Genomic DNA, 24,560 nt, shown 5'->3' on the forward strand with positions numbered 1-24,560 from the left:
TTTAAGTGACTCTGTTTTTCTTGCGCCCATGGCAGTCATCAGCACGTCCGGGCTCGCCCGGACCTTCATGACCAGGCAGGGGCCCGTGGAGGCGGTCCGGGGCATCGACCTGCGGGTCCCCGCCGGCGAGATCCTCGGCTTCCTCGGGCCGAACGGGGCGGGCAAGACGACCACCCTGCGCATGCTCACCACGCTCCTCGCGCCGACCGGGGGCGCCGCCACCGTCGCGGGCTGCGACCTCGTCACCGACCCGGCGGGCGTGCGGCGCGCGGTGGGCTACGTGGCGCAGTCCGGCGGCGTCGACCCGACCGTCTCGGTGCGCGAGGAGCTCGTCACCCAGGGCCGCCTGTACGGGCTGACGAAGGCTCAGGCGCGGGACCGGGCCGAGGAGCTGGCCGCCGACCTCGGGCTCGGCGCGCTCATGGACCGCCGCACGGGCGCGCTCTCCGGCGGGCAGCGCCGGCGCCTCGACCTCGCGATGGGGCTCACGCACCGCCCCGCGGTCCTCTTCCTGGACGAGCCGACGACCGGGCTCGACCCGGGCAGCCGCGCCGATCTGTGGGACCTGGTGCGCGGGCTGCGCGACGCGCACGGCACGACGGTGTTCCTGACCACCCACTATCTCGACGAGGCGGACGCCCTCGCGGACCGGATCGTGGTCGTGGACGGGGGTGTCGTGGCGGCGGAGGGCACGCCGGACGCGCTCAAGCGCGCGTACGGCGGTTCGGCCGGCGCCTCGCTCCAGGACACGTTCCTGGCCATCACGGGACGCGGACCCGCGCCCGTCGACCCGACCCCGGTGGCGGTGTGAGCACGATGCGGACCCTGATCTCCGACACGGCGCTGATCTTCGGCCGGTACGCCCGGCAGACCCTCTCCTCGCGCTTCCAGATGCTCTTCGGCATCCTCATGCCGCTGCTCTACCTGCTCTTCTTCGGCCCCCTGCTCACCGGTCTGCCGCTCGGCTCCAGCGGCAGCTCCTGGCAGGTCCTGGTGCCCGGCCTGCTGCTCCAGCTCGGCCTGTTCGGCGCCTCGTTCTGCGGATTCGCCATCATCCTGGAGAACAACCACGGCGTCGTGGAGCGGATGCGCGTCACCCCGGTCAGCCGGCTCGCGCTGCTGCTCGGCAGGGTCCTGCGGGACACGGCCCTGTTCGTCTTCCAGGGCGCGCTGCTCGTCCTGACCGCGCTGGCGCTCGGCCTGCGCGCCCCGCTCGCCGGGATCCTGATCGGCTTCGGCTTCGTGGCGCTCGTCGTGGTGTCCCTGGCCTCGCTCTCGTACGCGCTCGCGCTGCGGGTCCGCACGCCGCAGGAGTTCGGGCCGGTCGTCAACGCGGTGAGCATGCCGTCGATGCTGCTGTCCGGGCTGATGCTGCCGATGGCGCTCGCGCCGGGCTGGCTGGACGTCCTGTCGCACGTGATGCCGCTGCGCTATCTCGTGGACGCGATGCGGGACGCGTACGTGGGCTCGTACGCGACGGCGCACATGCTCTCCGGGACGCTGGTCGCGCTCGTGTTCGCCGGACTCGCCGTGACGGTGGGCACACGTGTCTTCCGGCGGGCCGGAGCATAACTACCCTGGCGGCATGGTCAATCTGACGCGCATCTACACCCGGACCGGCGACCAGGGCACCACCGCCCTCGGCGACATGAGCCGCACCGCCAAGACCGATCTGCGGATCTCGGCGTACGCGGACGCCAACGAGGCCAACGCCGTGATCGGCACGGCGATCGCCCTCGGCGGCCTCGACGAGGAGGTCGTGGCGGTGCTGACGCGCGTGCAGAACGACCTGTTCGACGTGGGCGCCGACCTGTCGACGCCGGTCGTGGAGAACCCGGAGTACCCGCCGCTGCGGGTCGAGCAGTTCTACGTGGACAAGCTGGAGGCGGACTGCGACCGCTTCAACGAGCGGCTGGAGAAGCTGCGCTCGTTCATCCTGCCCGGCGGCACCGCGGGAGCGGCCCTGCTCCACCAGGCCTGCACCGTCGTGCGCCGGGCCGAGCGGTCCACCTGGGCGGCGATGGAGGTGCACGGCGAGACGATGAACCCGCTGACCGCCACGTACCTCAACCGCCTCTCCGACCTCCTGTTCATCCTCGCCCGTACGGCGAACCAGGAGGTCGGGGACGTGCTGTGGGTGCCGGGCGGCGAACGCTAGGGCGTGTGTCGAAAGTCCCGTCGTCCGCCCGAAGGGCGGGCCCCGCGGTGTCCGGTGCGTGCGATCGCAAGGCGCCGGAGCGTCCTCATAGCGGAGCTATTAGGTCGTTTCGGCAACGCCGCGAGCGTGCGTGCCGGGCGCCGCGGGGCAGGCGGGACTTTCGACACACGCCCTAGCCCTTCGTCACGGACGCCGCGGGAGCCTTCTTCGGGAACAGGGTGTAACTGCCCGCGATGATCACGTTGAGGGCGATGACGACGAGCATCTTCTGCTGCCAGGCCCGCAGGGAGCTCACGTCGCCGTCGCCGCCGACGTACCAGACGGCGCCCTGGAGCAGGCCCATCGCGATGAGCGAGGCCAGCGTCCACAGGCCGGCGATCTTCCACTCGTGGACGGCCCGCGCCGCCCCGTACTTCGGGGTGCTCGGCGGCGGGCCGCCCGCGAAGCGGTGGGCGACGCGGACGTCCACCCACTGGATCGTGTAATGGCCGAGCGCGATCGAGTAGCCGATGTACGCGGCGGCCAGGCCGTGCTTCCAGTCGGGTTCGGCGCCGTTCTTCAGGTCGATGACGGTGACGACGAAGAGCAGCACCTCGAGCAGCGGTTCGCACAGCAGGACGGCGACGCTCGCGCGCGGCATCTTCGCCCAGTAGCGCAGGGCGAGACCGGCGGCGAGCAGCACCCAGAAGGCGACCTCGCAGATGACGATCAGTACGGCGACCACGGTGGATGCCCCTTTCCGGTGCAGGCTCCCTTTCAGGTTCCGTGCCGGGTGCCGCTCTTTCGTCGTCACCGGTGACGAATCGCGACTGCATCCTTCGATGTAGCCGGGGCGCGCCCGGCTTCGTCCCGCGGCACCATGCCCGTGCCGCGCCCTGCGTGTTGGATGGGGGCATGCATCTCGCGCTCCCCCGCCCGCACCGCGACGACGTACGGATCGCGGTCGGCGGGCTGCTCGGCGGGCTCGTGCTGTGGGGGCTCGGGCTCGCCATGAACCCCGGCCGGGTCCTCGACGGCGCGTGGCTGCTCGTGCCGCTCGTCGCGATGTCGGGCCTGGAGCTGCTGCGCCGGACGCGGCCGCGGACGGCCGTGCTCCTGGGGACGGTCGCGCTGATCGCCGACCAGTTCACCCGGGGCAGTCTGGCGACGGTGCTCATGTTCACGGACCTGATGTACGCGGGCGCCCTGTACGGGCCGCCGGCCATGGCGCGCCGCCTCCCGGTGGTGACGGGTCTGCTGACGGTCGGGGCGACGCTGGGCTTCCTGGCCTGGTGGCGGCAGCCGGAGGCGGTGCTGGTCGGGGTCGCGACGGGGCTCGTCTCGTTCGGGCCCGCGGCCACCGGCCTGCTGGTGCGCGGCCACCGGGACCGGGCGGCCGCCGAGCGGCTGCGCGCGGAACAGACCGCGCTGCTCGCCGAGGTGGACCGGGCGCAGGCGGTCACGGCCGAGCGCGCCCGGATGGCCCGCGAGCTGCACGACATGGTGGCGAACCATCTCTCCGCCATCGCGATCCATTCGACGGCCGCGCTGTCCATCGACGACGCGGCGACCACGCGCGGCGCCCTGGAGACGATCCGGGAGAACAGCGTGGACGGACTGGCCGAGATGCGCCGCCTCATCGGCATCCTGCGGGACGCGGGCGGCGACGCCGAGCCGGTCGCCGCGCCCACCCTGGACGGGCTGTCCGCGCTCGTCGACCAGGCCCGCGCCAACGGGCTCGACGCCGAGTCCGCCGTGACCGGCTCCGTGGACGGACTGCCGGCCCCGGTGGAGCTGGCCGCGTACCGCATCGTCCAGGAGTCCCTCACCAACGCGCTCAAGCACGCCTCCCCCGGCCCCGTCACGGTCGAGGTCGACCGCACCGGCGAGCAGGTCGAGGTGCGGGTCACCAGCCCGTTCGGGGACCGCGACGGGCCGCGCGCGCCCGGTTCCGGGGCTGGGCTCGTCGGCATGCGGGAGCGCGCCGCGCTGCTCGACGGCAGCTTCAGCGCGGGCCCCGAGGACTCCCCCGCCGGCCCGGTCTGGCGGGTCCGCGCGGTACTGCCCCTGACCCGCCCCGCACCCCTCGAAGGAGACCTCGCGTGACCCGCGTGACCCGCGTACTCGTGGCCGAGGACCAGTCCGCCGTACGGGCCGGACTCGTCCTCATCCTGAACAGCGCGCCCGACATCGAGGTGGTCGGCGAGGCCACGGACGGCGAGCGGGCGGTGGCGCTGGCCCGGGAACTGCGGCCGGATCTGGTCCTGATGGACGTGCAGATGCCGCGCCTGGACGGGGTTTCGGCCACCCGCACGGTCGTCGCCGAGGGGCTCGCGGACGTGCTGGTGCTGACCACCTTCGACCTGGACGCGTACGTGTTCGGGGCGCTGCGCGCGGGCGCGGCCGGGTTCCTCCTGAAGAACACGGAGGCGAAGGACCTGATCGAGGCGGTGCGGACGGTGGCCCGCGGGGAGGGGCTGATCGCGCCCGCGGTGACGCGCCGGCTGATCGCGGAGTTCGCGGCGGCGGGCCCGCGGGCCGAACCGGCCGTCGCTCCCGCGGAGTTGGACGAGCTGACCCGGCGCGAGCGGGAGGTCCTGTCCTGCCTCGGCGAAGGCCTGTCGAACGCGGAGGTCGCGGCGCGGCTCGACATGGCGGAGGCGACCGTGAAGACCCACGTCAGCCGCCTCCTCGGCAAGCTGGGCCTGCGCAGCCGGGTCCAGGCGGCGGTGCTGGCCCAGGAGTTGGGCCTGTAGGCCCCGTCCGGGGTCAACGGGCGCCCCATCCGGGCAGGTTGGCCGGAATCCGTAATTGGTTTAGACCTTGACCGATGGTCCAGACCTTTCTATTCTCGCCGCACTGCGTTGAGCACACCCCCCACCCCGGTGCTCATGGGCGTCGCAGGGTTCCACCCCCATCACGAACCCCGGAACACCCGAGGAGCATGCGATGCGCTCGACCGACGTACCCAGATCCGTCCCCCGGCAGCGACTGCGGCACAGAACCACCGCCGCGCTGGCCACCCTCGTCCTCCCCGCCGCGGCCCTCGTCGGCCTCGCCACCCCCTCCCACGCGGCCGCCGAGGCCTCCGCCGTCACCGCCACCTTCGCCAAGACCCAGGACTGGGGCAGCGGCTTCGAAGGCAAGTGGACGATCAAGAACTCCGGCTCCACGACGGTCAGTTCCTGGACCGTCGAATGGGACTACCCCTCCGGCACCAAGGTCACCTCGGCCTGGGACGCCACCGTCACCAACTCCGCCGACCACTGGACCGCCAAGAACCTCTCCTGGAACGGGACGCTCGCCCCCGGCGCCTCGGTCTCCTTCGGCTTCAACGGCACCGGCTCCGGCGCTCCCACCGGCTGCAAGCTCAACGGCGGCTCCTGCGACGGCGGCGACGTCCCCGGCGACACGGCCCCCACCGCCCCCGGCACCCCGACCGCCTCCGGCATCACCGACACCTCGGTGAAGCTGTCCTGGTCCGCCGCCACCGACGACAAGGGCGTCAAGAACTACGACGTCCTGCGCGGCGGCGCCAAGGTCGCCACCGTCACCGGGACCACGTACACGGACACCGGCCTCACCGCCGGCACCGACTACTCGTACACGGTCCAGGCCCGCGACACCGCCGACCAGACCGGCCCGGTCTCCGGCGCCGTCAAGGTGCACACCACCGGCGGAGGCGGCACCGACCCGGGCCCCGGCACGGGTGACGCCGTCAAGATGGGCTACTTCACCGACTGGGGCGTCTACGGCCGCCAGTACTACCCGAAGAACCTGGAGACCTCCGGCTCCGCCGCCAAGGTCACGCACATCAACTACGCCTTCGGCAACGTCCAGGGCGGCAAGTGCACCATGGGCGACGCCTACGCCGACACGGACATGGCGTACACCGCCGCCAACTCCGTCTCCGGCGTGGCCGACACCTGGGACCAGCCGCTGCGCGGCGCCTTCAACCAGCTGCGCCAGCTCAAGGCCAAGCACCCCAACCTGAAGATCCTCTGGTCCTTCGGCGGCTGGACCTGGTCCGGCGGCTTCGGTGAGGCCGCGAAGAACCCGGCCGCGTTCGCCGAGTCCTGCTACAACCTGGTCGAGGACCCGCGCTGGGCCGATGTCTTCGACGGCATCGACATCGACTGGGAGTACCCGAACGCCTGCGGCCTGACCTGCGACACCTCGGGTCCGGACGCCCTGAAGAAGCTGACCTCGGCGCTACGCTCCAAGTTCGGCGCGAACAACCTGGTCACCGCCGCGATCACCGCCGACGGCTCGTCCGGCGGCAAGATCGACAAGGCCGACTACGCGGGCGCCGGCCAGTCCCTCGACTGGTACAACGTCATGACCTACGACTTCTTCGGCGCCTGGGAGGCCAAGGGCCCGACCGCCCCGCACTCCCCGCTCACCTCGTACTCCGGCATCCCGCAGCAGGGCTTCACCTCCGCGGACGCCATCGCCAAGCTCAAGGCCCAGGGCGTCCCCGCGTCCAAGCTCCTGCTCGGCATCGGCTTCTACGGGCGCGGCTGGACCGGCGTCACGCAGAAGGAGCCGGGCGGCACGGCGACGGGTCCGGCGGCCGGCACGTACGAGCAGGGCATCGAGGACTACAAGGTCCTCAAGACCAAGTGCCCCTCGAACGGCACGGTGGCCGGGACGGCGTACGCCTTCTGCGGCTCCGACTGGTGGTCCTACGACACGCCCGCGACGATCGGCTCCAAGATGGCCTGGGCCAAGCAGCAGGGTCTCGGCGGAGCGTTCTTCTGGGAGTTCTCGGGAGACACGGCCAACGGTGAGCTCGTCTCGGCGGTCGCCTCCGGCCTGAACTAGCCCTTGGGCGCCGCGCACCAAAGCCGAAGCCGAGCCGGTGGGAACGCCCCCCACCGGCTCGGCTTCTTCACGTTCCAGCGGGTCTGCGGGCCCGGTGGGGGCTGGTCGCGCAGTTCCCCGCGCCCCTGGAGATGCGCACTTCGTACGCGATCTCCATCGGGGCGGTGCCCCATCGGGGAAATGCGACGCGAAGCGTCTGCATTTCAGGGGCGCGGGGAACTGCGCGACCAGCCCCCACCGGAGCCGCAGACGAAGAACCGGCGCCCAAGCGCTCAGGCCACGTTCACGCGCTGCCCGGGCGGCGCCGCCTCGAGCCACGCCAGGAAACCCGTAAGCGCGTCCTCGCTCATCGCCAGCTCAAGCCGAGCGCCGCGATGCGTACAGGCGAGAACGACCGCGTCGGACAGGAGCGCGAGCTCCTCCTCGCCCTCGGGGGCCCGGCGCCCGGTGACCTCGATGGCCGCCCGCTCGAGAACCCGCCGCGGCCGGGGCGCGTAGGAGAAGACGCGGAACCACTCGACCCGGTCCCCGTTGTAGCGGGCGATGCCGTAACCCCAGCCCTTGCCGGAGGCATCGTCCGCGTCGGGCGCCGGCGCGTCCCACCGCAGCGAGCAGTCGAACGTGCCGCCCGAGCGCTGGATCAGCCGCCGCCGCAGCCCGAAGACGAACAGCCCCAGCAGTACGAGTACGACGACCGCGACCACACACAACGCGACAACGAGGACCATCTGTACCGACCTCCTCGCTTCGCGACGGATCCAACGCCTGATAACGGAACAGCAAAAACAGTTGTATACCGCCTCAGCCGCGACCTGGTCCGGAGATCAACTCCGGACCGGGCCGCGGCTGAGGCACGTCCTGGGGCTCGCTGAGGTCAGCGAACCGCCACCGCACGCAGTCGGACATCGGCACGCCGCTCGGCGGACGCGTCCGCGTCCGACTTCGCGCGCTCCAGCGCCCGCTCCGCACGCTGGACATCGATCTCGTCCGACAGCTCGGCGATCTCGGCCAGCAACGACAGCTTGTTGTCCGCGAACGAGATGAAACCGCCGTGGACCGCAGCCACGACCGTCCCTCCGTCGCTCGTACGGATCGTCACGGGGCCCGACTCCAGCACACCGAGCAGCGGCTGGTGACCGGGCATGACGCCGATGTCGCCGGACGTGGTGCGTGCGACGACCAGGGTGGCCTCGCCGGACCAGACACTGCGGTCCGCGGCGACGAGCTCGACGTGCAGCTCAGCAGCCAAGGTGGGCTCCTCGGGTCACCACCCGGCGGCATTCGCTGCCGGGTGTTGGGTCAAAGTCTAGTGGGCGTTGCGGGAGGGCCGGGACAGACCCGGCCCTCCCAGAGAGCACGGGGCTCAGGAGACGCCGAGCTCCTTGGCGTTGGCCTTGAGGTCCTCAATGCCACCGCACATGAAGAACGCCTGCTCCGGGAAGTGGTCGTACTCACCGTCGATGATCGCGTTGAAGGCCGCGATCGACTCGTCCAGCGGGACGTCCGACCCGTCGACGCCGGTGAACTGCTTGGCGACGTGGGTGTTCTGGGACAGGAAGCGCTCCACGCGACGGGCGCGGTGGACAGTGAGCTTGTCCTCCTCGCCGAGCTCGTCGATACCGAGGATCGCGATGATGTCCTGGAGGTCCTTGTACTTCTGCAGAACCGTCTTGACGCGCATGGCGGCGTCGTAGTGGTCCTGCGCGATGTAGCGCGGGTCCAGGATGCGGGACGTGGAGTCCAGCGGGTCCACGGCCGGGTAGATGCCCTTCTCGGAGATCGGACGGGAGAGAACCGTCGTCGCGTCGAGGTGGGCGAACGTGGTGGCCGGGGCCGGGTCGGTCAGGTCGTCCGCGGGGACGTAGATCGCCTGCATCGAGGTGATCGAGTGACCACGGGTCGACGTGATGCGCTCCTGGAGGAGACCCATCTCGTCGGCCAGGTTCGGCTGGTAACCCACGGCGGACGGCATACGGCCGAGCAGCGTGGAGACCTCGGAGCCGGCCTGCGTGAAGCGGAAGATGTTGTCGATGAAGAACAGCACGTCCTGCTTCTGCACATCGCGGAAGTACTCCGCCATGGTCAGACCCGCGAGGGCCACGCGCAGACGGGTGCCCGGGGGCTCGTCCATCTGGCCGAAGACAAGGGCGGTCTTGTCGATGACGCCCGAGTCCGCCATCTCCTCGATGAGGTCGTTGCCCTCACGCGTGCGCTCACCGACACCGGCGAACACGGAGACACCGTCGTGGTTGTTGGCGACGCGGTAGATCATCTCCTGGATGAGCACCGTCTTGCCGACGCCGGCACCACCGAACAGACCGATCTTTCCACCCTTGACGTACGGGGTGAGAAGGTCGATGACCTTGACGCCGGTCTCGAACATCTCGGTCTTCGACTCGAGCTCGTCGAAGTTCGGGGCCTTGCGGTGGATGGACCAGCGCTCGCCGTCGTACTGCTCGTCGACGTTCAGCACCTCACCGAGGGTGTTGAACACCTTGCCCTTGGTGAAGTCACCGACGGGGACGGAGATGCCCGTGCCCGTGTCGGTGACCGGGGCCTGGCGGACCAGACCGTCGGTGGGCTGCATCGAGATCGCGCGGACCAGGCCGTCGCCGAGGTGCTGGGCGACCTCGAGCGTCAGCGTCTTCTTCTCGCCGTCCTTGGCCGGGTCGGCCACCTCGACGTGAAGGGCGTTGTAGATGTCCGGCATCGCGTCGACGGGGAACTCCACGTCGACGACCGGGCCGATGACCCGGGCGACGCGGCCCGTGGCAGCGGCCGTCTCAACTGTCGTCGTCATTACCTGTCACTCCCCGCGGTCGCGTCGGCCAGAGCGGCAGCGCCGCCGACGATCTCGCTGATTTCGTTGGTGATCTCCGCCTGGCGGGCCGCGGAGGCCAGCCGGGAAAGCGTGTTGATGAGGTCGCCCGCGTTGTCCGTGGCCGACTTCATCGCGCGCCGCGTGGCGGCGTGCTTGGAGGCAGCCGACTGCAGCAGCGCGTTGTAGATACGGCTCTCGACGTACCGCGGCAGCAGGGCGTCGAGGACGTCCTCCGCCGACGGCTCGAAGTCGTACAGCGGCAGGATCTCGTCCTTCGCGGACGACTCCTCGGCCACCTCTTCGAGGCTGAGCGGCAGCAGCCGGCCGTCGATGGCCGTCTGCGTCATCATCGAGACGAACTCGGTGTAGACGATGTGGAGTTCATCCACGCCGCCCTCGGCCGTGTCCTTCTCGATGGCCTCGATCAGCGGGCCCGCGACCTTCTTGGCGTCCGCGTACGTCGGCTCGTCCGTGAAGCCCGTCCACTGCTCCGCGATCTTGCGCTCGCGGAAGTTGTAGTGGGCGACACCGCGACGACCGACGATGTACGAGTCGACCTGCTTGCCCTCTGCCTGCAGACGCTCGGTGAGCTGCTCCGCGGCCTTGATGGCGTTGGAGTTGAACGCACCGGCGAGACCGCGGTCACTCGTCAGCAGCAGGACTGCGGAGCGCGTGACCTGGTCGGCCTGCGTGGTCAGCGGGTGCTTGGTGTTCGACCCGGTCCCCACCGCCGTGACCGCGCGGGTGAGCTCGGTCGCGTACGGCGTGGAGGCCGCCACCTTGCGCTGCGCCTTGACGACGCGCGAGGCGGCGATCATCTCCATCGCCTTGGTGATCTTCTTGGTCGCGGTGACGGATCGGATGCGACGCTTGTAGACCCGGAGCTGGGCTCCCATGAGTCAGGTCCCTTCCTTACGTCACTTGGAGACGTTGACGGCCGGAGCGTCCTCGCCGAGCAGCTTGCCGTCCGCGGTCTCGAACTGCTTCTTGAAGTCCGCGATGGCCTCGCCGACGGCCTGAAGCGTGTCGTCCGACATCTTGCCGCCCTCCTTGATGGAGGTCATGAGGCCCTGCTCCTTGCGGTGCAGGTACTCCAGGAGCTCCTTCTCGAAGCGACGGATGTCGGCGACCGGCACGTCGTCCATCTTGCCGGTGGTGCCGGCCCAGACGGAGACGACCTGGTCCTCGGTCGGCATGGGCTGGTACTGAGCCTGCTTGAGCAGCTCGACCATGCGCTGACCGCGCTCCAGCTGCGCCTTCGACGCGGCGTCCAGGTCCGAACCGAAGGCGGCGAACGCCTCGAGCTCACGGAACTGGGCCAGGTCCACGCGCAGACGGCCGGAGACCTGCTTCATCGCCTTGTGCTGCGCGGAACCACCGACTCGGGAGACGGAGATACCGACGTTCAGCGCGGGGCGCTGACCGGCGTTGAACAGGTCCGACTCCAGGAAGCACTGGCCGTCGGTGATGGAGATGACGTTGGTCGGGATGAACGCGGAGACGTCGTTGGCCTTCGTCTCGACGATCGGCAGACCCGTCATCGAACCGGCGCCCATGTCGTCCGAGAGCTTCGCGCAGCGCTCGAGCAGACGGGAGTGCAGGTAGAAGACGTCACCGGGGTAGGCCTCGCGCCCCGGCGGGCGGCGGAGCAGCAGGGACACGGCGCGGTAGGCGTCGGCCTGCTTCGACAGGTCGTCGAAGATGATGAGGACGTGCTTGCCCTCGTACATCCACTGCTGACCGATGGCCGAACCGGTGTACGGCGCCAGGTACTTGAAGCCGGCCGGGTCGGACGCCGGGGCGGCGACGATGGTCGTGTACTCCAGCGCGCCGGCCTCTTCGAGGGCACCGCGCACGGAGGCGATGGTGGAGCCCTTCTGACCGATGGCGACGTAGATGCAGCGGACCTGCTTCGACGGGTCGCCGGTGCGCCAGTTGTCACGCTGGTTGATGATCGTGTCGACGGCCAGGGCGGTCTTGCCGGTCTGGCGGTCACCGATGATCAGCTGACGCTGACCACGGCCGACGGGGGTCATCGCGTCGACGGCCTTGTAGCCGGTCTCCATCGGCTCGTGCACCGACTTGCGCTGCATGACCGTGGGGGCCTGCAGCTCGAGGGCGCGGCGGCCGGTGGTCTCGATCTCGCCGAGGCCGTCGATCGGGTTGCCGAGCGGGTCGACGACGCGACCCAGGTAGCCCTCGCCGACGCCGACGGAGAGGACCTCACCGGTACGGGAGACCGGCTGACCCTCCTCGATGCCGCTGAACTCGCCGAGGACGATCGCACCGATCTCGCGCTCCTCGAGGTTGAGGGCGAGGCCGAGGGTGCCGTCCTCGAACTTCAGCAGTTCGTTGGCCATGGCCGAGGGCAGACCCTCGACCTTCGCGATGCCGTCGCCGGCAAGGGTGACCGTACCGACCTCCTCGCGCGAGGCCGCGTCCGGCTTGTACGCCTGGACAAAGTTCTCCAGCGCGTCCCGGATCTCCTCCGGCCGGATCGTGAGCTCCGCCATCTGGGTTCCCTGCTCTCCTTGTTGGGCCCGAAAGTCTTCTTGGGGGGTCTGGGGTCAGCCCCCAGGAATTCTCTGCACGGCCAACTAGGGCCGTAGGTAGTACGTGGTGAGTCGGTCAGCCGGCCATACGGCGGCTGGCCTCCTCGATGCGGTCCGCGATCGAGCCGTTGATGACCTCGTCGCCCACCTGCACCTTGATCCCGCCGAGGACCTCGGGGTCCACGTCCAGGTTGAGGTGCATCTGGCGCCCGTAGAGCTTCGCCAGGGTCGCACCCAGGCGCTGCTTCTGCGGGTCGCTCAGCGGGACCGCGGTGGTGACGACCGCCACCATGCGCTCCCGGCGCTCGGCGGCGAGCTTGGAGAGGGACTCGAGTCCCCCTTCCAGGCTACGTCCACGCGGCGCGGTCACAAGACGCTCGACCAGGCGCTCGGTGGTGGGCATGGCCCGGCCGCCGAGGAGGCGCCGCACGAGCTCGCCACGCGCCGAGGCCGAAGCGGCCTTGTCGGTCAGCGCGGCACGCAGCTCGGTGTTGGAGGCGACGATCCGTCCGAAGCGGAACAGCTCGTCCTCGACGTCGTCCAGCTCACCGCGCTTCTGCGCCGCGGTGAGGTCCGCGATGTTCGCCAGCTCCTCGAGGGAGTCGACGAGGTCGCGGGACGCCGACCAACGGGAGCGGACCAGACCGGCCACCAGGTCGGCGGCGGGGCCGCTGACCTGGCCGCCGAGCAGGCGGGTCGCCAGCTCGGCCTTGGCGTCGCCGGCCTGCGCCGGGTCGGTCAGGACCCGACGCAGCGACACCTCGCGGTCGAGCAGCGCGGTCACCGCGGCCAGGTCGCCGGCCAGCGCCTTGGCGTCGGCCGACGTGGAGTCGGTCAGCGCGTCCAGGCGCTCACGCGCGGTGGCGAGAGCCTCGCGGCTCGCTCCGTGGGCCGTCATCGAGCAGCCTCTGCCTTCTCCTCGAGCTCGTCGAGGAAGCGGTCGATCGTGCGCGACTGCCGGGCGTGGTCCTCGAGGGACTCGCCGACCAGCTTGCCGGCCAGGTCGGTGGCCAGCTGGCCAACGTCCTGACGCAGCGCCTGAGCGGCGGCCTTGCGGTCGGCGTCGATCTGGGCGTGACCTGCGGCGATGATCTCCTCACGCTGCCGCTGGCCTTCCGCACGCATCTCGGCGATGAGAGCGGCGCCCTGCTCCTGCGCCTCCTGGCGCAGCCGCGCGGCCTCGTGCCGGGCCTCGGCGAGCTGAGCCTTGTACTGCTCGAGCACGCTCTGGGCCTCGGTCTGAGCGGCCTCAGCCTTCTCGATACCGCCTTCGATGGCCTCGCGACGCTCGTCCAGAACCTTGTTGATGTTCGGGAGGAGCTTCTTGGCGAGGAAGCCGAAGACGATGACGAAGGCGATCAGGCCGATGACAAGCTCGGGGATCGGCGGGACGAGGGGATTCTCCATCTCCTCGGCCGCAACCGTGAGCAGCTGGCTCATGTCAGTGCCTTTCGTCTAGTCAGCAGGTGGATGATCCGAGGATCACTTGCCGTAGACGAACGGCATGACCAGACCGATCAGCGCGAGCGCCTCACAGAAGGCGAAGCCGAGGATCTGGTTGGCGCGGATCAGGCCGGCGGCCTCGGGCTGACGGGCAAGAGCCTGGGTGCCGTTACCGAAGATGATGCCGACGCCGACGCCGGGGCCGATGGCGGCAAGGCCGTAGCCGACGGAGCCGAGCGAACCGGAAACAGCGGCAAGGGTCTGGGACATGCCAGTTCTTCCTTTTCTGTGCGAACCGGTGGGGGTTGGCCACCGGACGTCTGAGAGGGTCGGGGTGCGGGACGCTCAGTGGTTCTCGGCGAGCGCGCCCTGGATGTAGGTGCACGTCAGAAGGACGAAGACGTACGCCTGAAGTGCCTGGATGAAGAGCTCGAAGGCCGTCATCACGATCGTCATGATGAAGCTGACGCCGGCGTAGGCGATGCCGATGCCGTTCAGCAGGTACCAGCTGGCGATGGTGAAGAGCAGCAGCAGGGTGTGACCGGCGAACATGTTCGCGAAGAGTCGCACCGCGTGCGTGAACGGGCGCACCAGCAGGTTCGAGAAGAACTCGATGACCATGGCGAGCGGCAGCACCGCACCGAGGGACTTGTCGTACCCGGTGACGTTCTTGAAGAAGCCGACGAAACCGTGACGCTTGAAGGTCAGCGAGACCCAGAGGATGTAGACGATCACTGCCAGCACCGCGGGGTACGCGATGATCGAGGTGACCGGGAACTGGGCGACCGGAATGATCGACCAGAGGTTCATCATCCAGATGAAGAAGAACAGCGACACGACCAGCGGGACGTACTTCTCGCCCTCGCGCTTGCCGATGGTCTCGTAGACGACGCCACGCCGGATGAAGTCGTAGCCGGCCTCGGCGACCATCTGCAGCTTGCCCGGGACGACCTTCGGCTTACCGAAAGCCATCCAGAAGAAGCCGACGATGATGATCGAGCCGAGCAGCGCGAGGAGCATCGGCTTGTTGAAGTACAAGTTGCTGTCCGCGTCGCCCCAGAGGGGCTCGAACAGGAACGAGTGCAAGCCGGGAGCCGGAAAACCACATCCGTCGAAAATGTGGCAGTCGGTCTCGAAGGCGAGCACCTGCGTCGGGTCAGCACTCACCGCGGGCTCCTTCAGCGTGGCGCATAGGTACGGCAACCTCGTTGTGTCGGCGCGGCGCAGGGCCGCAGTTCGGCACGGGACTGGTGTTACGGATGTGGGGGCGGCAGTTGGGCTTCGAGCCTCGCGCTAGTGCAGGCGTCAGCTCGGATGCCCGCGCCCGCGATGCCGCAGTTGGCACCGGACGATAGCAGGGTCGGGAACCCGCCTTTATCCCGCCCCTACGGTTCACGACTTCGACCCCGAGTTCTCGGGCTTGTCGCCCTTCTGCTCATCGGGTTCGACGTAGAGGATCTTGGCCTTCATGTGGGCGCGCGTCTGCGCGGCGATCCACGTGAGCGTGGCCACCACCAGCGTGATCGCGAACGCCTTCGGGTTGAAGAACGTCGCGTCGTTGAACAGTGCGATGAAGACCACCATGAGCAGCAACTGCGCCGCGTACAGCATCAGTCCCATCATCTGGAACAGGTGCGGAAGCGATTTGGCAGTGCGTTCGAGCACCACGAGCCCCACGCCCATGAGGGCGATGACCAGCAGCGTACCGATGACCGCACCGAGCGCACCCTTGCCACCGGCGACCACAGCACTGACCACGACGGCGATGGCGCCGACGGCAGCTGTGGGCACAGCGATGTGGACAAGGGTCCGTGCGTCATTGGACGGCATGGCGGCAGCTCCGCTTGCTGGTGGGGGCAGGTGTCGTCATGGACGAGCGTAGTCCGGGGTCGAGAGGGTTCTTCGGGCCAACGGACCGTCGCACTACGGTCTTTCGGCGCTATCCCCGGTTCTCGTGAACGGTATCACAAACTATTTGATGCGGTCTTTACCTAGATGGTGTGCCAACCGTCACACATGAGAGGGAACCTGCCCGTCTGTGCGTGCGCGCGGCCGACTTGTCTGGTATTGGGCCCATTTGGCGCCCCGCGTCAGCCTGCCGTTCCAACGCTCCACCGATCCGTGTAAGCCCGGCCGCCCTCCGCACATGAGTCCGAGAGCACACCACGATCACCACCATCACCTGGCGCCCCAAACAAGAACTCCGGCCCCGCTTGACGGCGGGGCCGGAGTCGACGCAGTGCGCGCCTGGCTTCTCAGCCGGCTAGCAGGAGATCCGCTTGAGGCCCGTCCCCTTGGCCCACAGAGTGCCGCCGTAACGGAAGTCCTCGGTCTTGTTCGCCTTGATGCTGAACTGCGGGTCACGACGCGCCGCGACCGTCACCGAGAAACAGACCTTGTGCCCACACGTGTTCTGGACGCGCACGTAACGCCCGGATCCACTGATGACTCATGGCGGCTTGGCGAGGGATTTCCTACCACCGGCCAACTCGCACCAGCAACAAATGGATCATCGCCTCAGCCGCATCGAGGGTGAAAGGACGGCCGAACACGCGCCCCTGATGGATTTGCGCGTGGTCATGCGCGGAGTGCGGAATTCCGAGGCGGCACGGCAAGTGCCGCCGCCCCAGGGGGCCACAATACGGAACATTCCATTCCGTCGAGCCGGCGGCCCATTTTCAAGCCGTTCGACTCCCCGGAGGGATTCACCCGCATTTGGTGCGCTTCAGTCAGGAACGAGACCCGCTGTCCGCCTTGCGCCGGTCCATGAAGCGCGAACGGCCGCCGATCGCCGTCGCTCCGTTGATGCCGGCCGGGATCGGGGTCGGTTCCGGCTCGGGGGTGGTGGGTGCGTCCGGGGAGGGGGCCTGGGAGGCCGGCTGCGGGGGCCTGCGGCGGTAGCGCGGGGGGACCAGGTGCTGGGCCCACAGGGGGGCGCGGGGGGTGAAGCGGGGCAGCAGGAGGAGGACCAGGCCCACGAAGCTCAGGGCGACGATCGTGAGCATCACCCACATCCCCGACGCGGAGTGCACGGAGTAGGCGACCGTGCCGAAGGCGATGAGCGCCGACCAGAAGTACATGATCAGCACCGCGCGGGAGTGCGAGTGGCCGATCTCGAGGAGGCGATGGTGCAGGTGGCCGCGGTCGGCGGCGAAGGGCGACTGGCCGTTCCAGGTGCGGCGCACGATCGCGAGGACCAGGTCCGCGAACGGGATCGCGATGACCGTGAGGGGCATCACGAGGGGGATGAAGACGGGAAGCATCGCGTGGGTCGTGTCCCGGGTGCTGCCGCCGAGGTTGAGGCGCAGCGCGTCCGGGTCGATCTGCCCCGTCATGGAGATGGCGCCCGCGGCGAGGACCAGACCGATGAGCATCGAGCCGGAGTCGCCCATGAAGATGCGCGCGGGATGCATGTTGTGCGGCAGGAAGCCGAGGCACATGCCCATGAGGATCGCCGCGAACAGCGTCGCGGGGGCGGCCGCCTCGATCCCGTAGCCGTACCAGATGCGGTACGCGTACAGGAAGAACGCGGCGGCGGCGATGCAGACCATGCCGGAGGCGAGGCCGTCGAGGCCGTCGACGAAGTTCACCGCGTTGATGGTGATGACGACGAGCGCGACCGTGAGCAGCGTGCCCTGCCACTGGGTCAGGGAGACCGTGCCGACGCCCGGGACCGGCAGCCACAGGATCGTCAGACCCTGCATGACCATGACGCCGGCGGCGATCATCTGGCCGCCGAGCTTGATCAGGGCGTCGATCTCGAACTTGTCGTCGAGGACACCGATCAGCCAGATCAGCGCGGCGCCGGAGAGCAGCGCACGCGGCTCGTTCGACGAGTCGAAGACCTGGTCGAGGTTGGTCAGGTGGTCGGCGACCAGCAGGCCCGCGCACAGACCGAAGAACATGGCGATACCGCCGAGCCGCGGCGTGGGTTCCCGGTGCACGTCACGTGCCCGGATCTCCGGCATGGCGCCGGCCACGATCGCGAACTTCCGCACCGGGCCTGTGAGCAGATAGGTCACCGCGGCCGTGATGCAGAGCGTCAGCAGGTATTCACGCACGGGCTTCCCCACAGGTATCGCTGGCCATCTCAGCCCCACACCCTAGCTTCGCGTGGTTGGGAGTGAGGACTTCCGGGTAGCGACGATGGTTGCACGAGTGACGGCCCTGTGACGCCACCGTGGCCCTCAGGCACCCGCCTCCGGGTGTCCCGCGGGGACGCCTACCCCGTCTCGCGCCGGGTACGACGCCGGATACGGGGGAAAGGATCCGGCCAGGTCACGGACCTCCTCGCGGGCCACGCGCAGGTCGAGATCGTCCCGTACTACCCCGGCGAAGAGCACCGCGATCCGGGCCATCTCCGCCTCGCCCATGCCCTGCGTGGTGACGGCGGCGGTGCCCAGGCGCAGGCCGCGCCCGTCGCCGTAGGGCAGCGCGCAGGTGTCGAGGACCATACCGGCGGAGGCGAGCCGGCCGCGGGCGACCGCTCCGGGGACGTCGAGCGGGGACGGGTCGACGGTGACCAGATGTGTGTCGGTGCCGCCGGTGGTGACGGCGAAGCCCTCCGCCCCCAGCGCGCCCGCGAGCACCCGCGCGTTGGCCACCACCTGATGCGCGTACCCGCTGAACGCCGGGGTCGACGCCTCCCCGAACGCGACGGCCTTGGCCGCGATCGTGTGCATCTGCGCGCCGCCCTGGGTGAACGGGAACACCGCCCTGTCCACCCGGTCCGCGAGCTCCGCGTCGCACAGCAGCATCCCGCCGCGCGGCCCGCGCAGCACCTTGTGCGTGGTGGCGCAGACGATGTCCGCGTACGGGACCGGGTTGGGCGCCGCTCCCCCGGCGACGAGCCCGATGGGGTGCGCGGCGTCCGCGATGAGGTGGGCGCCCACGTCGTCGGCGATGGCGCGGAAGGCCGCGTAGTCGATGTGCCGGGGGTACGAGATCGAGCCACAGACGATCGCCTTGGGGCGGTGGGCGCGGGCGATGGCGTGCACCCGGTCGTAGTCGATCAGGCCGCTCTCCGGGTCGACCCCGTAGGGCACGAAGTCGAACCAGCGGCCCGAGAAGTTCGCCGGGGAGCCGTGGGTGAGGTGGCCGCCGGACTGGAGCCCCATCGCGAGGACGGTGTCGCCGGGGCGCAGCAGGACGGCGTACGCGGCGAGGACGGCGGAGGAGCCGCTGTGCGCCTGGACGTTGACGTGCTCGGCGCCGAACAGGGACTTGGCGCGCTCCACGGCGATCCGCTCGGCCATGTCGACCAGCTCGCAGCCGCCGTGATGACGGGCGCCGGGATACCCCTCCGCGTACTTGTTGGCGAGCGGCGAGCCGAGGGCTTCCAGGACCGCGGGCGAGGTGAAGTTCTCGGCGGCGATCAGCTGGAGCGAGTCGGCCTGGCGCGCGGCCTCCGCGAGGATGACCTCGGCCATCTCGGGATCGTGGCGCAGCAGCTCGGCCAGAGGGGCAGGGTCTGTGATCACCGGCATCTTCGGCTCCCGGCCTCGCGGGTGGAAGGGGTGCCTCCAATGTAGGGCCGGGCGCCGTGCTGCGCCTGGGCTCGGCGCGGCCGGTGGGGCCTACCTGGTGACGCCGGTGAGCGCGCTGACGACGGGGTCGAGCGCCTCGCTGATCTCCGAGCCGACCGAGCGGAAGAACGGCAGGGGTGCCCCGTACGGGTCGTACACCTCGTCCGCCTCGACGCTCGGCGCGAGAAGCCACCCGCGTAGAGCCGCCGCGGCACGCACCAGGGCCCGTGCGCGCTCCACCACGCCGCCCGCGGGGAGGTCCCGGGGGTCGGGGAGGGTCGCCGGGTCTATGGCCTGCACGAGGCGCGTGAACTCCTTCAGGGTGAAGGTGCGCAGGCCCGCGCTGTGCCCCATGGAGATGACCTGGGCGCGGTGGTCCCGGGTCGCGGTGAGCACGAGGTCGGCGCGGATGACGTGGTCGTCGAGGAGCTCGCGGCCGACGAAGCCGGAGGGGTCGGCGCCGAAGTCGGTGAGGACGGTCTCGGCGTTGGCCTCCATGGGCGCGCCCTCGTGTCCCCAGGTGCCCGCGCTCTCCACGACCAGTCCGCCGGCCAGCGGGTCGCCGAGCCGGTCCGCGAGGGCGTGCCGGGTCAGCCGCTCGGTGATCGGCGAGCGGCACACGTTGCCGGTGCTGACGTGGAGGATGCGGAAGGAGTCGCCGGGGAGCACGACCGACTCCCCGTAGCCGGTGCCTATGCCACGCCCCGTCTCAGGGGCTGTCAATTCGCCACCTCGAGATCGGGTACCACCTTGCGCAACTCGTCGGCGGTCAGCGCGCCCTCGCGCAGCAGGACCGGCACCTTGCCGGTCACGTCGACGATGGAGGAAGGGACGATGCCCGGGGTGGGGCCGCCGTCGAGGTACACGGAGACGGAGTCGCCGAGCATCTCCTGGGCGGCGTCGCAGTTCTCGGGGGCCGGGTGGCCCGTCAGGTTCGCGGAGGAGACGGCCATGGGGCCGACCTCGGTGAGCAGCTCGATGGCGACCGGGTGCAGCGGCATGCGCACGGCGACGGTGCCCCGCGTCTCCCCCAGGTCCCACTGCAGGGACGGCTGGTGCTTGGCGACGAGGGTGAGGGCGCCGGGCCAGAACGCGTCGACGAGCTCCCAGGCCATCTCGGAGAAGTCCGTGACGATGCCGTGCAGGGTGTTCGGGGAGCCGATCAGGACCGGGGTGGGCATGGTGCGGCCGCGCCCCTTGGCCTCCAGGAGGTCACCGACCGCCTCGGGGGTGAACGCGTCGGCCCCGATGCCGTAGACGGTGTCGGTGGGCAGCACGACCAGCTCGCCGCGGCGGACGGCGGACGCGGCCTCCCGCAGACCGGTGGCGCGGTCCGTCGCGTCATTGGTGTCGTAACGCCGTGCCATCTAGCGGGCCTCCTGCTCAAGTGCCTGTACGGAAGTGGGGTCGGTGCTCACGGCATCGCCTTGCGGGCGGTCGCGAAGCGGGGCCGGTTGTTGAGGTCCGGGTGGTCGGCGGCGTCGGCCCAGCCGCGCTCCTCGGTGAAGATCCACGGGACCTGGCCGCCCTGGGTGTCGGCGTGCTCGATGACGACGACACCGCCGGGGCGCAGCAGCCGGTGGGCGGTGCGCTCGATGCCGCGGATCAGGTCGAGCCCGTCCTCGCCGGAGAACAGCGCCATGTCGGGGTCGTGGTCGCGGGCCTCCGGGGCCACGTACTCCCATTCGGTGAGCGGGATGTACGGCGGGTTGGAGATCACCAGGTCGACCTGGCCGTCGAGGTCGGGGAAGGCGTCCAGGGCGTCGCCCTGGCGCAGGTCGACCCGGGAGCCCTCGACGTTCCTGCGGGTCCACTTGAGGGCGTCCTCGGACAGCTCCACGGCGTGGACGCGCGAGCGCGGCACCTCCTGGGCCAGGGCGAGCGCGATGGCGCCGGACCCGGTGCACAGGTCGACGATGAGCGGCTCGACGACGTCCATGGCGCGTACGGCGTCTATGGCCCAGCCGACGACCGACTCGGTCTCGGGGCGGGGCACGAAGACGCCGGGTCCGACCTGCAGCTCCAGGTAGCGGAAGTAGGCGAGCCCGGTGATGTGCTGGAGCGGCTCGCGCGCCTCACGGCGTGCGGTGACCTCCCAGTACCGGGCGTCGAAGTCCGCGTCCTTGACGGTGTGCAGCTCGCCCCGCTTGACGCCGTGCACGAAGGCCGCGAGCTCCTCCGCGTCGTTGCGCGGCGAGGGCACGCCAGCGTCGGCCAGCCGCTGGGTGGCCTGGGCCACTTCCGCGAGCAGCACGCTGCGGGGGTTTGGGGGTCGCTCCCCAAATGGGTGCGGCACGCTGGTCCTCCGGGGCTGAGCTGTGGGCGTACGGGTGGTTACGCGGCGGCGAGCTTCGCGGCCGAGTCCGCGTCGACGCACGCCTGGATCACGGCGTCGAGCTCACCGTCGAGCACCTGGTCCAAGTTGTACGCCTTGAATCCGACGCGGTGGTCCGAGATGCGGTTCTCCGGGAAGTTGTACGTACGGATCTTCTCGGAGCGGTCGACCGTTCGAACCTGGCTGCGGCGCTGGTCCGCGGCCTCGGCCTCGGCCTTCTCCTGGGCCGCGGCGAGGAGCCTGGAGCGCAGGATACGCATCGCCTGCTCCTTGTTCTGCAGCTGGCTCTTCTCGTTCTGGCAGGAGGCCACGACGCCGGTGGGGAGGTGCGTGATGCGGACGGCGGAGTCCGTCGTGTTGACGGACTGGCCGCCGGGGCCGGAGGAGCGGTAGACGTCGATGCGCAGGTCGTTCATGTTGATCTCGACGTCGACCTCCTCGGCCTCGGGCGTGACGAGGACGCCGGCGGCGGAGGTGTGGATGCGGCCCTGCGACTCGGTCGCGGGCACGCGCTGGACGCGGTGGACGCCGCCCTCGTACTTGAGGCGGGCCCAGACGCCCTGGCCGGGCTCGGTCGCGCCGTTGCCGCCCTTGGTCTTCACGGCGACCTGGACGTCCTTGTAGCCGCCCAGCTCGGACTCGGTGGAGTCGATGATCTCGGTCTTCCAGCCGACGCGCTCCGCGTAGCGCAGGTACATGCGCAGGAGGTCCCCGGCGAACAGGGCGGACTCGTCGCCGCCGGCGCCGGCCTTGATCTCGAGGATCACGTCCTTGTCGTCGGACGGGTCGCGGGGCACCAGGAGGAGCCGCAGCTTCTCCGTGAGCTCCTCGCGCGACTTCTCGAGCTCCTTGACCTCGGCCGCGAAGTCCGGGTCGTCGGCGGCCAGTTCACGGGCCGTCTCGATGTCGTCGCCGGTCTGCTTCCAGGAGCGGTAGGTCGCGACGATCGGGGTGAGCTCGGCGTAGCGCTTGTTGAGCTTGCGCGCGTTGGCCTGGTCGGCGTGCACCGACGGGTCCGCGAGCTTCTTCTCCAGATCGGCGTGCTCACCGATCAGGTCCTCGACGGCCTCGAACATCTCCGGCTCCTGCTTGTACGGGGGTCAAAAAAGGGGCTGCACCGCAAAGCGCCGGTCCCGGTGCCCCCACGACAGGGGCACCGGAGACCGGCGCTCGAGCCTCGCTACTTCTTGGCAGCGGCAGCCTTGCCGAAGCGGGCCTCGAAGCGGGCCACGCGGCCACCGGTGTCGAGGATCTTCTGCTTGCCCGTGTAGAACGGGTGGCACTCGGAGCAGACCTCGGCACGGACGGTGCCGGACTGGATGGTGCTACGGGTGGTGAACGACGCGCCACAGGTGCAGCTGACCTGCGTCTCGACGTACTCGGGGTGGATGTCGCGCTTCAAGGTGTCTCCTAGGTTCGGGAGGGCGCCGGGTCGCTGACGCGGGATGCGGGAGCGTGAACCGGGGCCGACGTACCAGTCTGCCAGGACTGGCCGCATCCCCCAAAACCGGGGTGAGGCCGCAACTATTCCCGCACCCTCCCCAGGGGCCCCTCGGGGCCGCACCTACGGCTACTTCACGACGCCGTCGGCGGTGCCGGTGGCGGTGTCCTCCGTCGCGCTCGCCGGCACCGGGCGGTCGGCCTTGAGGGCCTTCCAGACCAGGTCGGACTTGTCCTTGTCGACCAGGACGCGGTTGGCGTCGGCGGGGTCGTACTGCACCGGCATGGTGACCATGTGCATCGCGTTCGACCCGAGGCCCTTGAGCCCGTTCGCGAACGCGGTGAGCTCGGGCACGGAGCCGAGGTCCGAGTCGGTGGTCACCGTCTTGGTGGCGGTGTCGGCGAGGTCGTAGAGCTTCTTGGGGTTGGTGAAGACGCCGACCTGCTTGACCTGGTCCATCAGGGCCTTCATGAACGCCTGCTGGAGCTGGATGCGGCCGAGGTCGCTGCCGTCGCCGACGCCGTGCCGGGTGCGGACCAGGCCGAGGGACTGCTGCCCGGTCAGCCGGTGGGTGCCCGCGCCGAGCTTCAGGTGGCTGTCGGGGTCGTCGATGGGCTTGCTGGTGGTGACCTCGACGCCGCCGAGGTCGTCGATGAGCCGCTGGAAGCCGCTGAAGTCGACCTCGATGTAGTGGTCCATGCGGATGCCGCTGATCGACTCCACGGTCTTCACCGCGCAGGCGGCGCCGCCCGTGGAGTAGGCGGAGTTGAACATGACCTGGGAGGCGGCCGGGTGCGCGGCGCCGTCGGCGTCCGTGCACTCCGGCCGGTCTATCAGGGTGTCGCGGGGTATGGAGACGACGCTGGCCTTCTTGTGCCCCTTGTAGAGGTGGACGACCATCGCGGTGTCCGAGCGGGCCGAGCCGTCGTCGGTGCCGCCGCCGGCCTTCTTGTTGGCGCCCGCCCGGCTGTCGGAGCCGAGGACGAGGATGTCCTGCGAGCCGTTGTCGACGTCGTCGGGGCGGTCGGTGCCGAGCGCCGCGTTGATGTCGACGCTCTTCAGGTTGCCGTTGAGCTTGAAGTAGACGTAGCCGAGACCGGTGCCACCGAGGACGACGACTCCCGCGGCGCTCCACGCCACGACGCGCAGGGCCTTGCCCCGCGTGCTGCGCGGCTTGCGGCGGCGCCCCTTGGCGCGATGGCGCCCGGGCTTGCTGTCGATCTCCGGCATATCTCCTCGCTGGGCTCAGTCTGTTCACTCGTTGTGACGGCGGACCGCCCTGAAGGGTTGCACAGCGATCTGTGGCCGACTTGTGCGCATCTGCGTACGGAACGTAAAGGGCACCTCGGGTCGACCCACTCTGACCTGCGCTTTTACGGCGGAGTGGCTGATGCTTCACAGAGGGCGCGCATCCTTACACATGTGGTGAAGGTCTCCGGAGAGGTCCGTTGAGGGGCGCGCGGCCGGGCAGCGGAAAGGGCT

The 24,560-nt window shown here is 69.9% G+C and carries 26 protein-coding genes; 6 read left to right on the top strand and 20 right to left on the bottom strand.

The features are described from left to right. Positions 1-28 precede the first annotated feature (28 nt). From IAG42_RS10995 to IAG42_RS11005, 3 genes are read left to right on the top strand one after another with little or no spacing between them, the layout of a single operon-like run. Positions 29-811, top strand: a complete 783-nt coding sequence (locus IAG42_RS10995) for an ABC transporter ATP-binding protein (RefSeq protein WP_188336842.1) — start codon at positions 29-31, stop codon at positions 809-811. 5 nt (positions 812-816) lie between these two features. Beyond that, positions 817-1,572: an ABC transporter permease gene (locus tag IAG42_RS11000; protein WP_188341305.1), complete on the top strand. Its 756-nt coding sequence runs from the start codon at positions 817-819 to the stop codon at positions 1,570-1,572. Positions 1,573-1,585: 13 nt separating this feature from the next. Continuing rightward, entirely contained in the window at positions 1,586-2,158 is a 573-nt protein-coding gene (locus tag IAG42_RS11005) for a cob(I)yrinic acid a,c-diamide adenosyltransferase (RefSeq protein WP_188336843.1), read from the top strand. Between the two features lie 172 nt (positions 2,159-2,330). Here IAG42_RS11005 and IAG42_RS11010 read toward each other — a convergent pair whose 3' ends face one another. Continuing rightward, positions 2,331-2,882: a hypothetical protein gene (locus tag IAG42_RS11010; protein WP_188336844.1), complete on the bottom strand. Its 552-nt coding sequence runs from the start codon at positions 2,880-2,882 to the stop codon at positions 2,331-2,333. A 170-nt stretch (positions 2,883-3,052) separates the two neighbouring features. On the opposite strand from IAG42_RS11010, the gene IAG42_RS11015 reads away from it, so the two are divergent. The 3 genes from IAG42_RS11015 to IAG42_RS11025 all read left to right on the top strand — a co-directional run bounded on the left by IAG42_RS11015 (position 3,053) and on the right by IAG42_RS11025 (position 6,961). After that, positions 3,053-4,243 (top strand): sensor histidine kinase, encoded by a 1,191-nt coding sequence (locus IAG42_RS11015; RefSeq protein WP_188336845.1) that lies wholly within the window; start codon positions 3,053-3,055, stop codon positions 4,241-4,243. Between the two features lie 5 nt (positions 4,244-4,248). After that, on the top strand, positions 4,249-4,893 hold the full coding sequence (locus IAG42_RS11020) for a response regulator (RefSeq protein ID WP_188341306.1): 645 nt from the start codon (positions 4,249-4,251) through the stop codon (positions 4,891-4,893). 193 nt (positions 4,894-5,086) lie between these two features. Further along, positions 5,087-6,961, top strand: a complete 1,875-nt coding sequence (locus tag IAG42_RS11025) for a glycoside hydrolase family 18 chitinase (protein WP_188336846.1) — start codon at positions 5,087-5,089, stop codon at positions 6,959-6,961. A 272-nt stretch (positions 6,962-7,233) separates the two neighbouring features. Here IAG42_RS11025 and IAG42_RS11030 read toward each other — a convergent pair whose 3' ends face one another. The 19 genes from IAG42_RS11030 to IAG42_RS11120 form a co-directional block, all read right to left on the bottom strand. Next, on the bottom strand, positions 7,234-7,689 hold the full coding sequence (locus tag IAG42_RS11030) for a DUF2550 domain-containing protein (protein ID WP_188336847.1): 456 nt from the start codon (positions 7,687-7,689) through the stop codon (positions 7,234-7,236). Positions 7,690-7,835: 146 nt separating this feature from the next. Beyond that, positions 7,836-8,210 carry a F0F1 ATP synthase subunit epsilon gene (locus IAG42_RS11035; RefSeq protein ID WP_188336848.1) on the bottom strand — a complete coding sequence of 125 codons (375 nt, stop codon included), beginning with the start codon at positions 8,208-8,210 and terminating at the stop codon, positions 7,836-7,838. A gap of 114 nt (positions 8,211-8,324) precedes the next feature. Then, a complete protein-coding gene (atpD, locus tag IAG42_RS11040) occupies positions 8,325-9,761 on the bottom strand; it encodes a F0F1 ATP synthase subunit beta (RefSeq protein WP_188336849.1) in 1,437 nt (478 codons plus the stop codon). Further along, positions 9,761-10,678: a F0F1 ATP synthase subunit gamma gene (locus tag IAG42_RS11045; RefSeq protein ID WP_188336850.1), complete on the bottom strand. Its 918-nt coding sequence runs from the start codon at positions 10,676-10,678 to the stop codon at positions 9,761-9,763. Before IAG42_RS11045 ends, atpD begins: the two co-directional genes overlap by 1 nt. A gap of 21 nt (positions 10,679-10,699) precedes the next feature. Beyond that, positions 10,700-12,295, bottom strand: a complete 1,596-nt coding sequence (atpA, locus tag IAG42_RS11050) for a F0F1 ATP synthase subunit alpha (RefSeq protein ID WP_188336851.1) — start codon at positions 12,293-12,295, stop codon at positions 10,700-10,702. 115 nt (positions 12,296-12,410) lie between these two features. Further along, positions 12,411-13,232, bottom strand: coding sequence for a F0F1 ATP synthase subunit delta (locus tag IAG42_RS11055; protein WP_188336852.1), 822 nt, complete (start codon positions 13,230-13,232; stop codon positions 12,411-12,413). Continuing rightward, positions 13,229-13,774, bottom strand: coding sequence for a F0F1 ATP synthase subunit B (locus IAG42_RS11060; protein ID WP_188336853.1), 546 nt, complete (start codon positions 13,772-13,774; stop codon positions 13,229-13,231). The genes IAG42_RS11055 and IAG42_RS11060 overlap by 4 nt, the downstream gene beginning before the upstream one ends. Positions 13,775-13,816: 42 nt before the next feature. Beyond that, the gene (gene atpE, locus IAG42_RS11065; RefSeq protein WP_030672351.1) at positions 13,817-14,047 is read right to left on the bottom strand and encodes an ATP synthase F0 subunit C; all 231 of its coding nucleotides are present in this window, start codon (positions 14,045-14,047) and stop codon (positions 13,817-13,819) included. 75 nt (positions 14,048-14,122) lie between these two features. Next, positions 14,123-14,959, bottom strand: coding sequence for a F0F1 ATP synthase subunit A (gene atpB, locus IAG42_RS11070; RefSeq protein ID WP_188341307.1), 837 nt, complete (start codon positions 14,957-14,959; stop codon positions 14,123-14,125). 210 nt (positions 14,960-15,169) lie between these two features. Then, entirely contained in the window at positions 15,170-15,607 is a 438-nt protein-coding gene (locus tag IAG42_RS11075) for a hypothetical protein (protein ID WP_188336854.1), read from the bottom strand. A 433-nt stretch (positions 15,608-16,040) separates the two neighbouring features. Beyond that, positions 16,041-16,202 (bottom strand): hypothetical protein, encoded by a 162-nt coding sequence (locus IAG42_RS11080; RefSeq protein ID WP_188336855.1) that lies wholly within the window; start codon positions 16,200-16,202, stop codon positions 16,041-16,043. Positions 16,203-16,506: 304 nt separating this feature from the next. Then, the gene (locus tag IAG42_RS11085; protein ID WP_188336856.1) at positions 16,507-17,838 is read right to left on the bottom strand and encodes an MraY family glycosyltransferase; all 1,332 of its coding nucleotides are present in this window, start codon (positions 17,836-17,838) and stop codon (positions 16,507-16,509) included. Positions 17,839-17,964: 126 nt separating this feature from the next. Beyond that, positions 17,965-19,263, bottom strand: coding sequence for a serine hydroxymethyltransferase (locus tag IAG42_RS11090; RefSeq protein WP_188336857.1), 1,299 nt, complete (start codon positions 19,261-19,263; stop codon positions 17,965-17,967). A 90-nt stretch (positions 19,264-19,353) separates the two neighbouring features. After that, the gene (locus IAG42_RS11095) at positions 19,354-20,025 is read right to left on the bottom strand and encodes an arsenate reductase/protein-tyrosine-phosphatase family protein (RefSeq protein WP_188336858.1); all 672 of its coding nucleotides are present in this window, start codon (positions 20,023-20,025) and stop codon (positions 19,354-19,356) included. Next, complete coding sequence (locus tag IAG42_RS11100; RefSeq protein ID WP_188336859.1) at positions 20,022-20,669, bottom strand: L-threonylcarbamoyladenylate synthase; 648 nt, start codon at positions 20,667-20,669, stop codon at positions 20,022-20,024. The genes IAG42_RS11095 and IAG42_RS11100 overlap by 4 nt, the downstream gene beginning before the upstream one ends. A 47-nt stretch (positions 20,670-20,716) precedes the next feature. After that, entirely contained in the window at positions 20,717-21,556 is an 840-nt protein-coding gene (gene prmC, locus IAG42_RS11105) for a peptide chain release factor N(5)-glutamine methyltransferase (protein ID WP_188336860.1), read from the bottom strand. A gap of 80 nt (positions 21,557-21,636) precedes the next feature. Next, positions 21,637-22,713 carry a peptide chain release factor 1 gene (gene prfA / locus IAG42_RS11110; protein WP_188336861.1) on the bottom strand — a complete coding sequence of 359 codons (1,077 nt, stop codon included), beginning with the start codon at positions 22,711-22,713 and terminating at the stop codon, positions 21,637-21,639. A gap of 104 nt (positions 22,714-22,817) precedes the next feature. Next, positions 22,818-23,039, bottom strand: a complete 222-nt coding sequence (gene rpmE, locus IAG42_RS11115; RefSeq protein ID WP_188336862.1) for a 50S ribosomal protein L31 — start codon at positions 23,037-23,039, stop codon at positions 22,818-22,820. 168 nt (positions 23,040-23,207) lie between these two features. Further along, positions 23,208-24,308 carry an LCP family protein gene (locus IAG42_RS11120; RefSeq protein ID WP_188336863.1) on the bottom strand — a complete coding sequence of 367 codons (1,101 nt, stop codon included), beginning with the start codon at positions 24,306-24,308 and terminating at the stop codon, positions 23,208-23,210. Between the last annotated feature and the right edge of the window lie 252 nt (positions 24,309-24,560).

Origin of the sequence: Streptomyces xanthii, assembly GCF_014621695.1 — a bacterium.
Lineage (GTDB): Bacteria > Actinomycetota > Actinomycetes > Streptomycetales > Streptomycetaceae > Streptomyces > Streptomyces xanthii.

Excerpts from the sequence above, each read along its gene's own strand:
- IAG42_RS10995 (WP_188336842.1), top strand. The coding sequence starts at position 29 with ATGGCAGTCATCAGCACGTCCGGGCTCGCCCGGACCTTCATGACCAGG.
- IAG42_RS11000 (WP_188341305.1), top strand. The coding sequence starts at position 817 with ATGCGGACCCTGATCTCCGACACGGCGCTGATCTTCGGCCGGTACGCC.
- IAG42_RS11005 (WP_188336843.1), top strand. The coding sequence starts at position 1,586 with ATGGTCAATCTGACGCGCATCTACACCCGGACCGGCGACCAGGGCACC.
- IAG42_RS11015 (WP_188336845.1), top strand. The coding sequence starts at position 3,053 with ATGCATCTCGCGCTCCCCCGCCCGCACCGCGACGACGTACGGATCGCG.
- IAG42_RS11025 (WP_188336846.1), top strand. The coding sequence starts at position 5,087 with ATGCGCTCGACCGACGTACCCAGATCCGTCCCCCGGCAGCGACTGCGG.
- IAG42_RS11030 (WP_188336847.1), bottom strand. The coding sequence starts at position 7,689 with ATGGTCCTCGTTGTCGCGTTGTGTGTGGTCGCGGTCGTCGTACTCGTA.
- atpD (WP_188336849.1), bottom strand. The coding sequence starts at position 9,761 with ATGACGACGACAGTTGAGACGGCCGCTGCCACGGGCCGCGTCGCCCGG.
- IAG42_RS11045 (WP_188336850.1), bottom strand. The coding sequence starts at position 10,678 with ATGGGAGCCCAGCTCCGGGTCTACAAGCGTCGCATCCGATCCGTCACC.
- atpA (WP_188336851.1), bottom strand. The coding sequence starts at position 12,295 with ATGGCGGAGCTCACGATCCGGCCGGAGGAGATCCGGGACGCGCTGGAG.
- IAG42_RS11055 (WP_188336852.1), bottom strand. The coding sequence starts at position 13,232 with ATGACGGCCCACGGAGCGAGCCGCGAGGCTCTCGCCACCGCGCGTGAG.
- IAG42_RS11060 (WP_188336853.1), bottom strand. The coding sequence starts at position 13,774 with ATGAGCCAGCTGCTCACGGTTGCGGCCGAGGAGATGGAGAATCCCCTC.
- atpE (WP_030672351.1), bottom strand. The coding sequence starts at position 14,047 with ATGTCCCAGACCCTTGCCGCTGTTTCCGGTTCGCTCGGCTCCGTCGGC.
- IAG42_RS11075 (WP_188336854.1), bottom strand. The coding sequence starts at position 15,607 with ATGCCGTCCAATGACGCACGGACCCTTGTCCACATCGCTGTGCCCACA.
- IAG42_RS11090 (WP_188336857.1), bottom strand. The coding sequence starts at position 19,263 with ATGCCGGTGATCACAGACCCTGCCCCTCTGGCCGAGCTGCTGCGCCAC.
- IAG42_RS11100 (WP_188336859.1), bottom strand. The coding sequence starts at position 20,669 with ATGGCACGGCGTTACGACACCAATGACGCGACGGACCGCGCCACCGGT.
- prfA (WP_188336861.1), bottom strand. The coding sequence starts at position 22,713 with ATGTTCGAGGCCGTCGAGGACCTGATCGGTGAGCACGCCGATCTGGAG.
- IAG42_RS11120 (WP_188336863.1), bottom strand. The coding sequence starts at position 24,308 with ATGCCGGAGATCGACAGCAAGCCCGGGCGCCATCGCGCCAAGGGGCGC.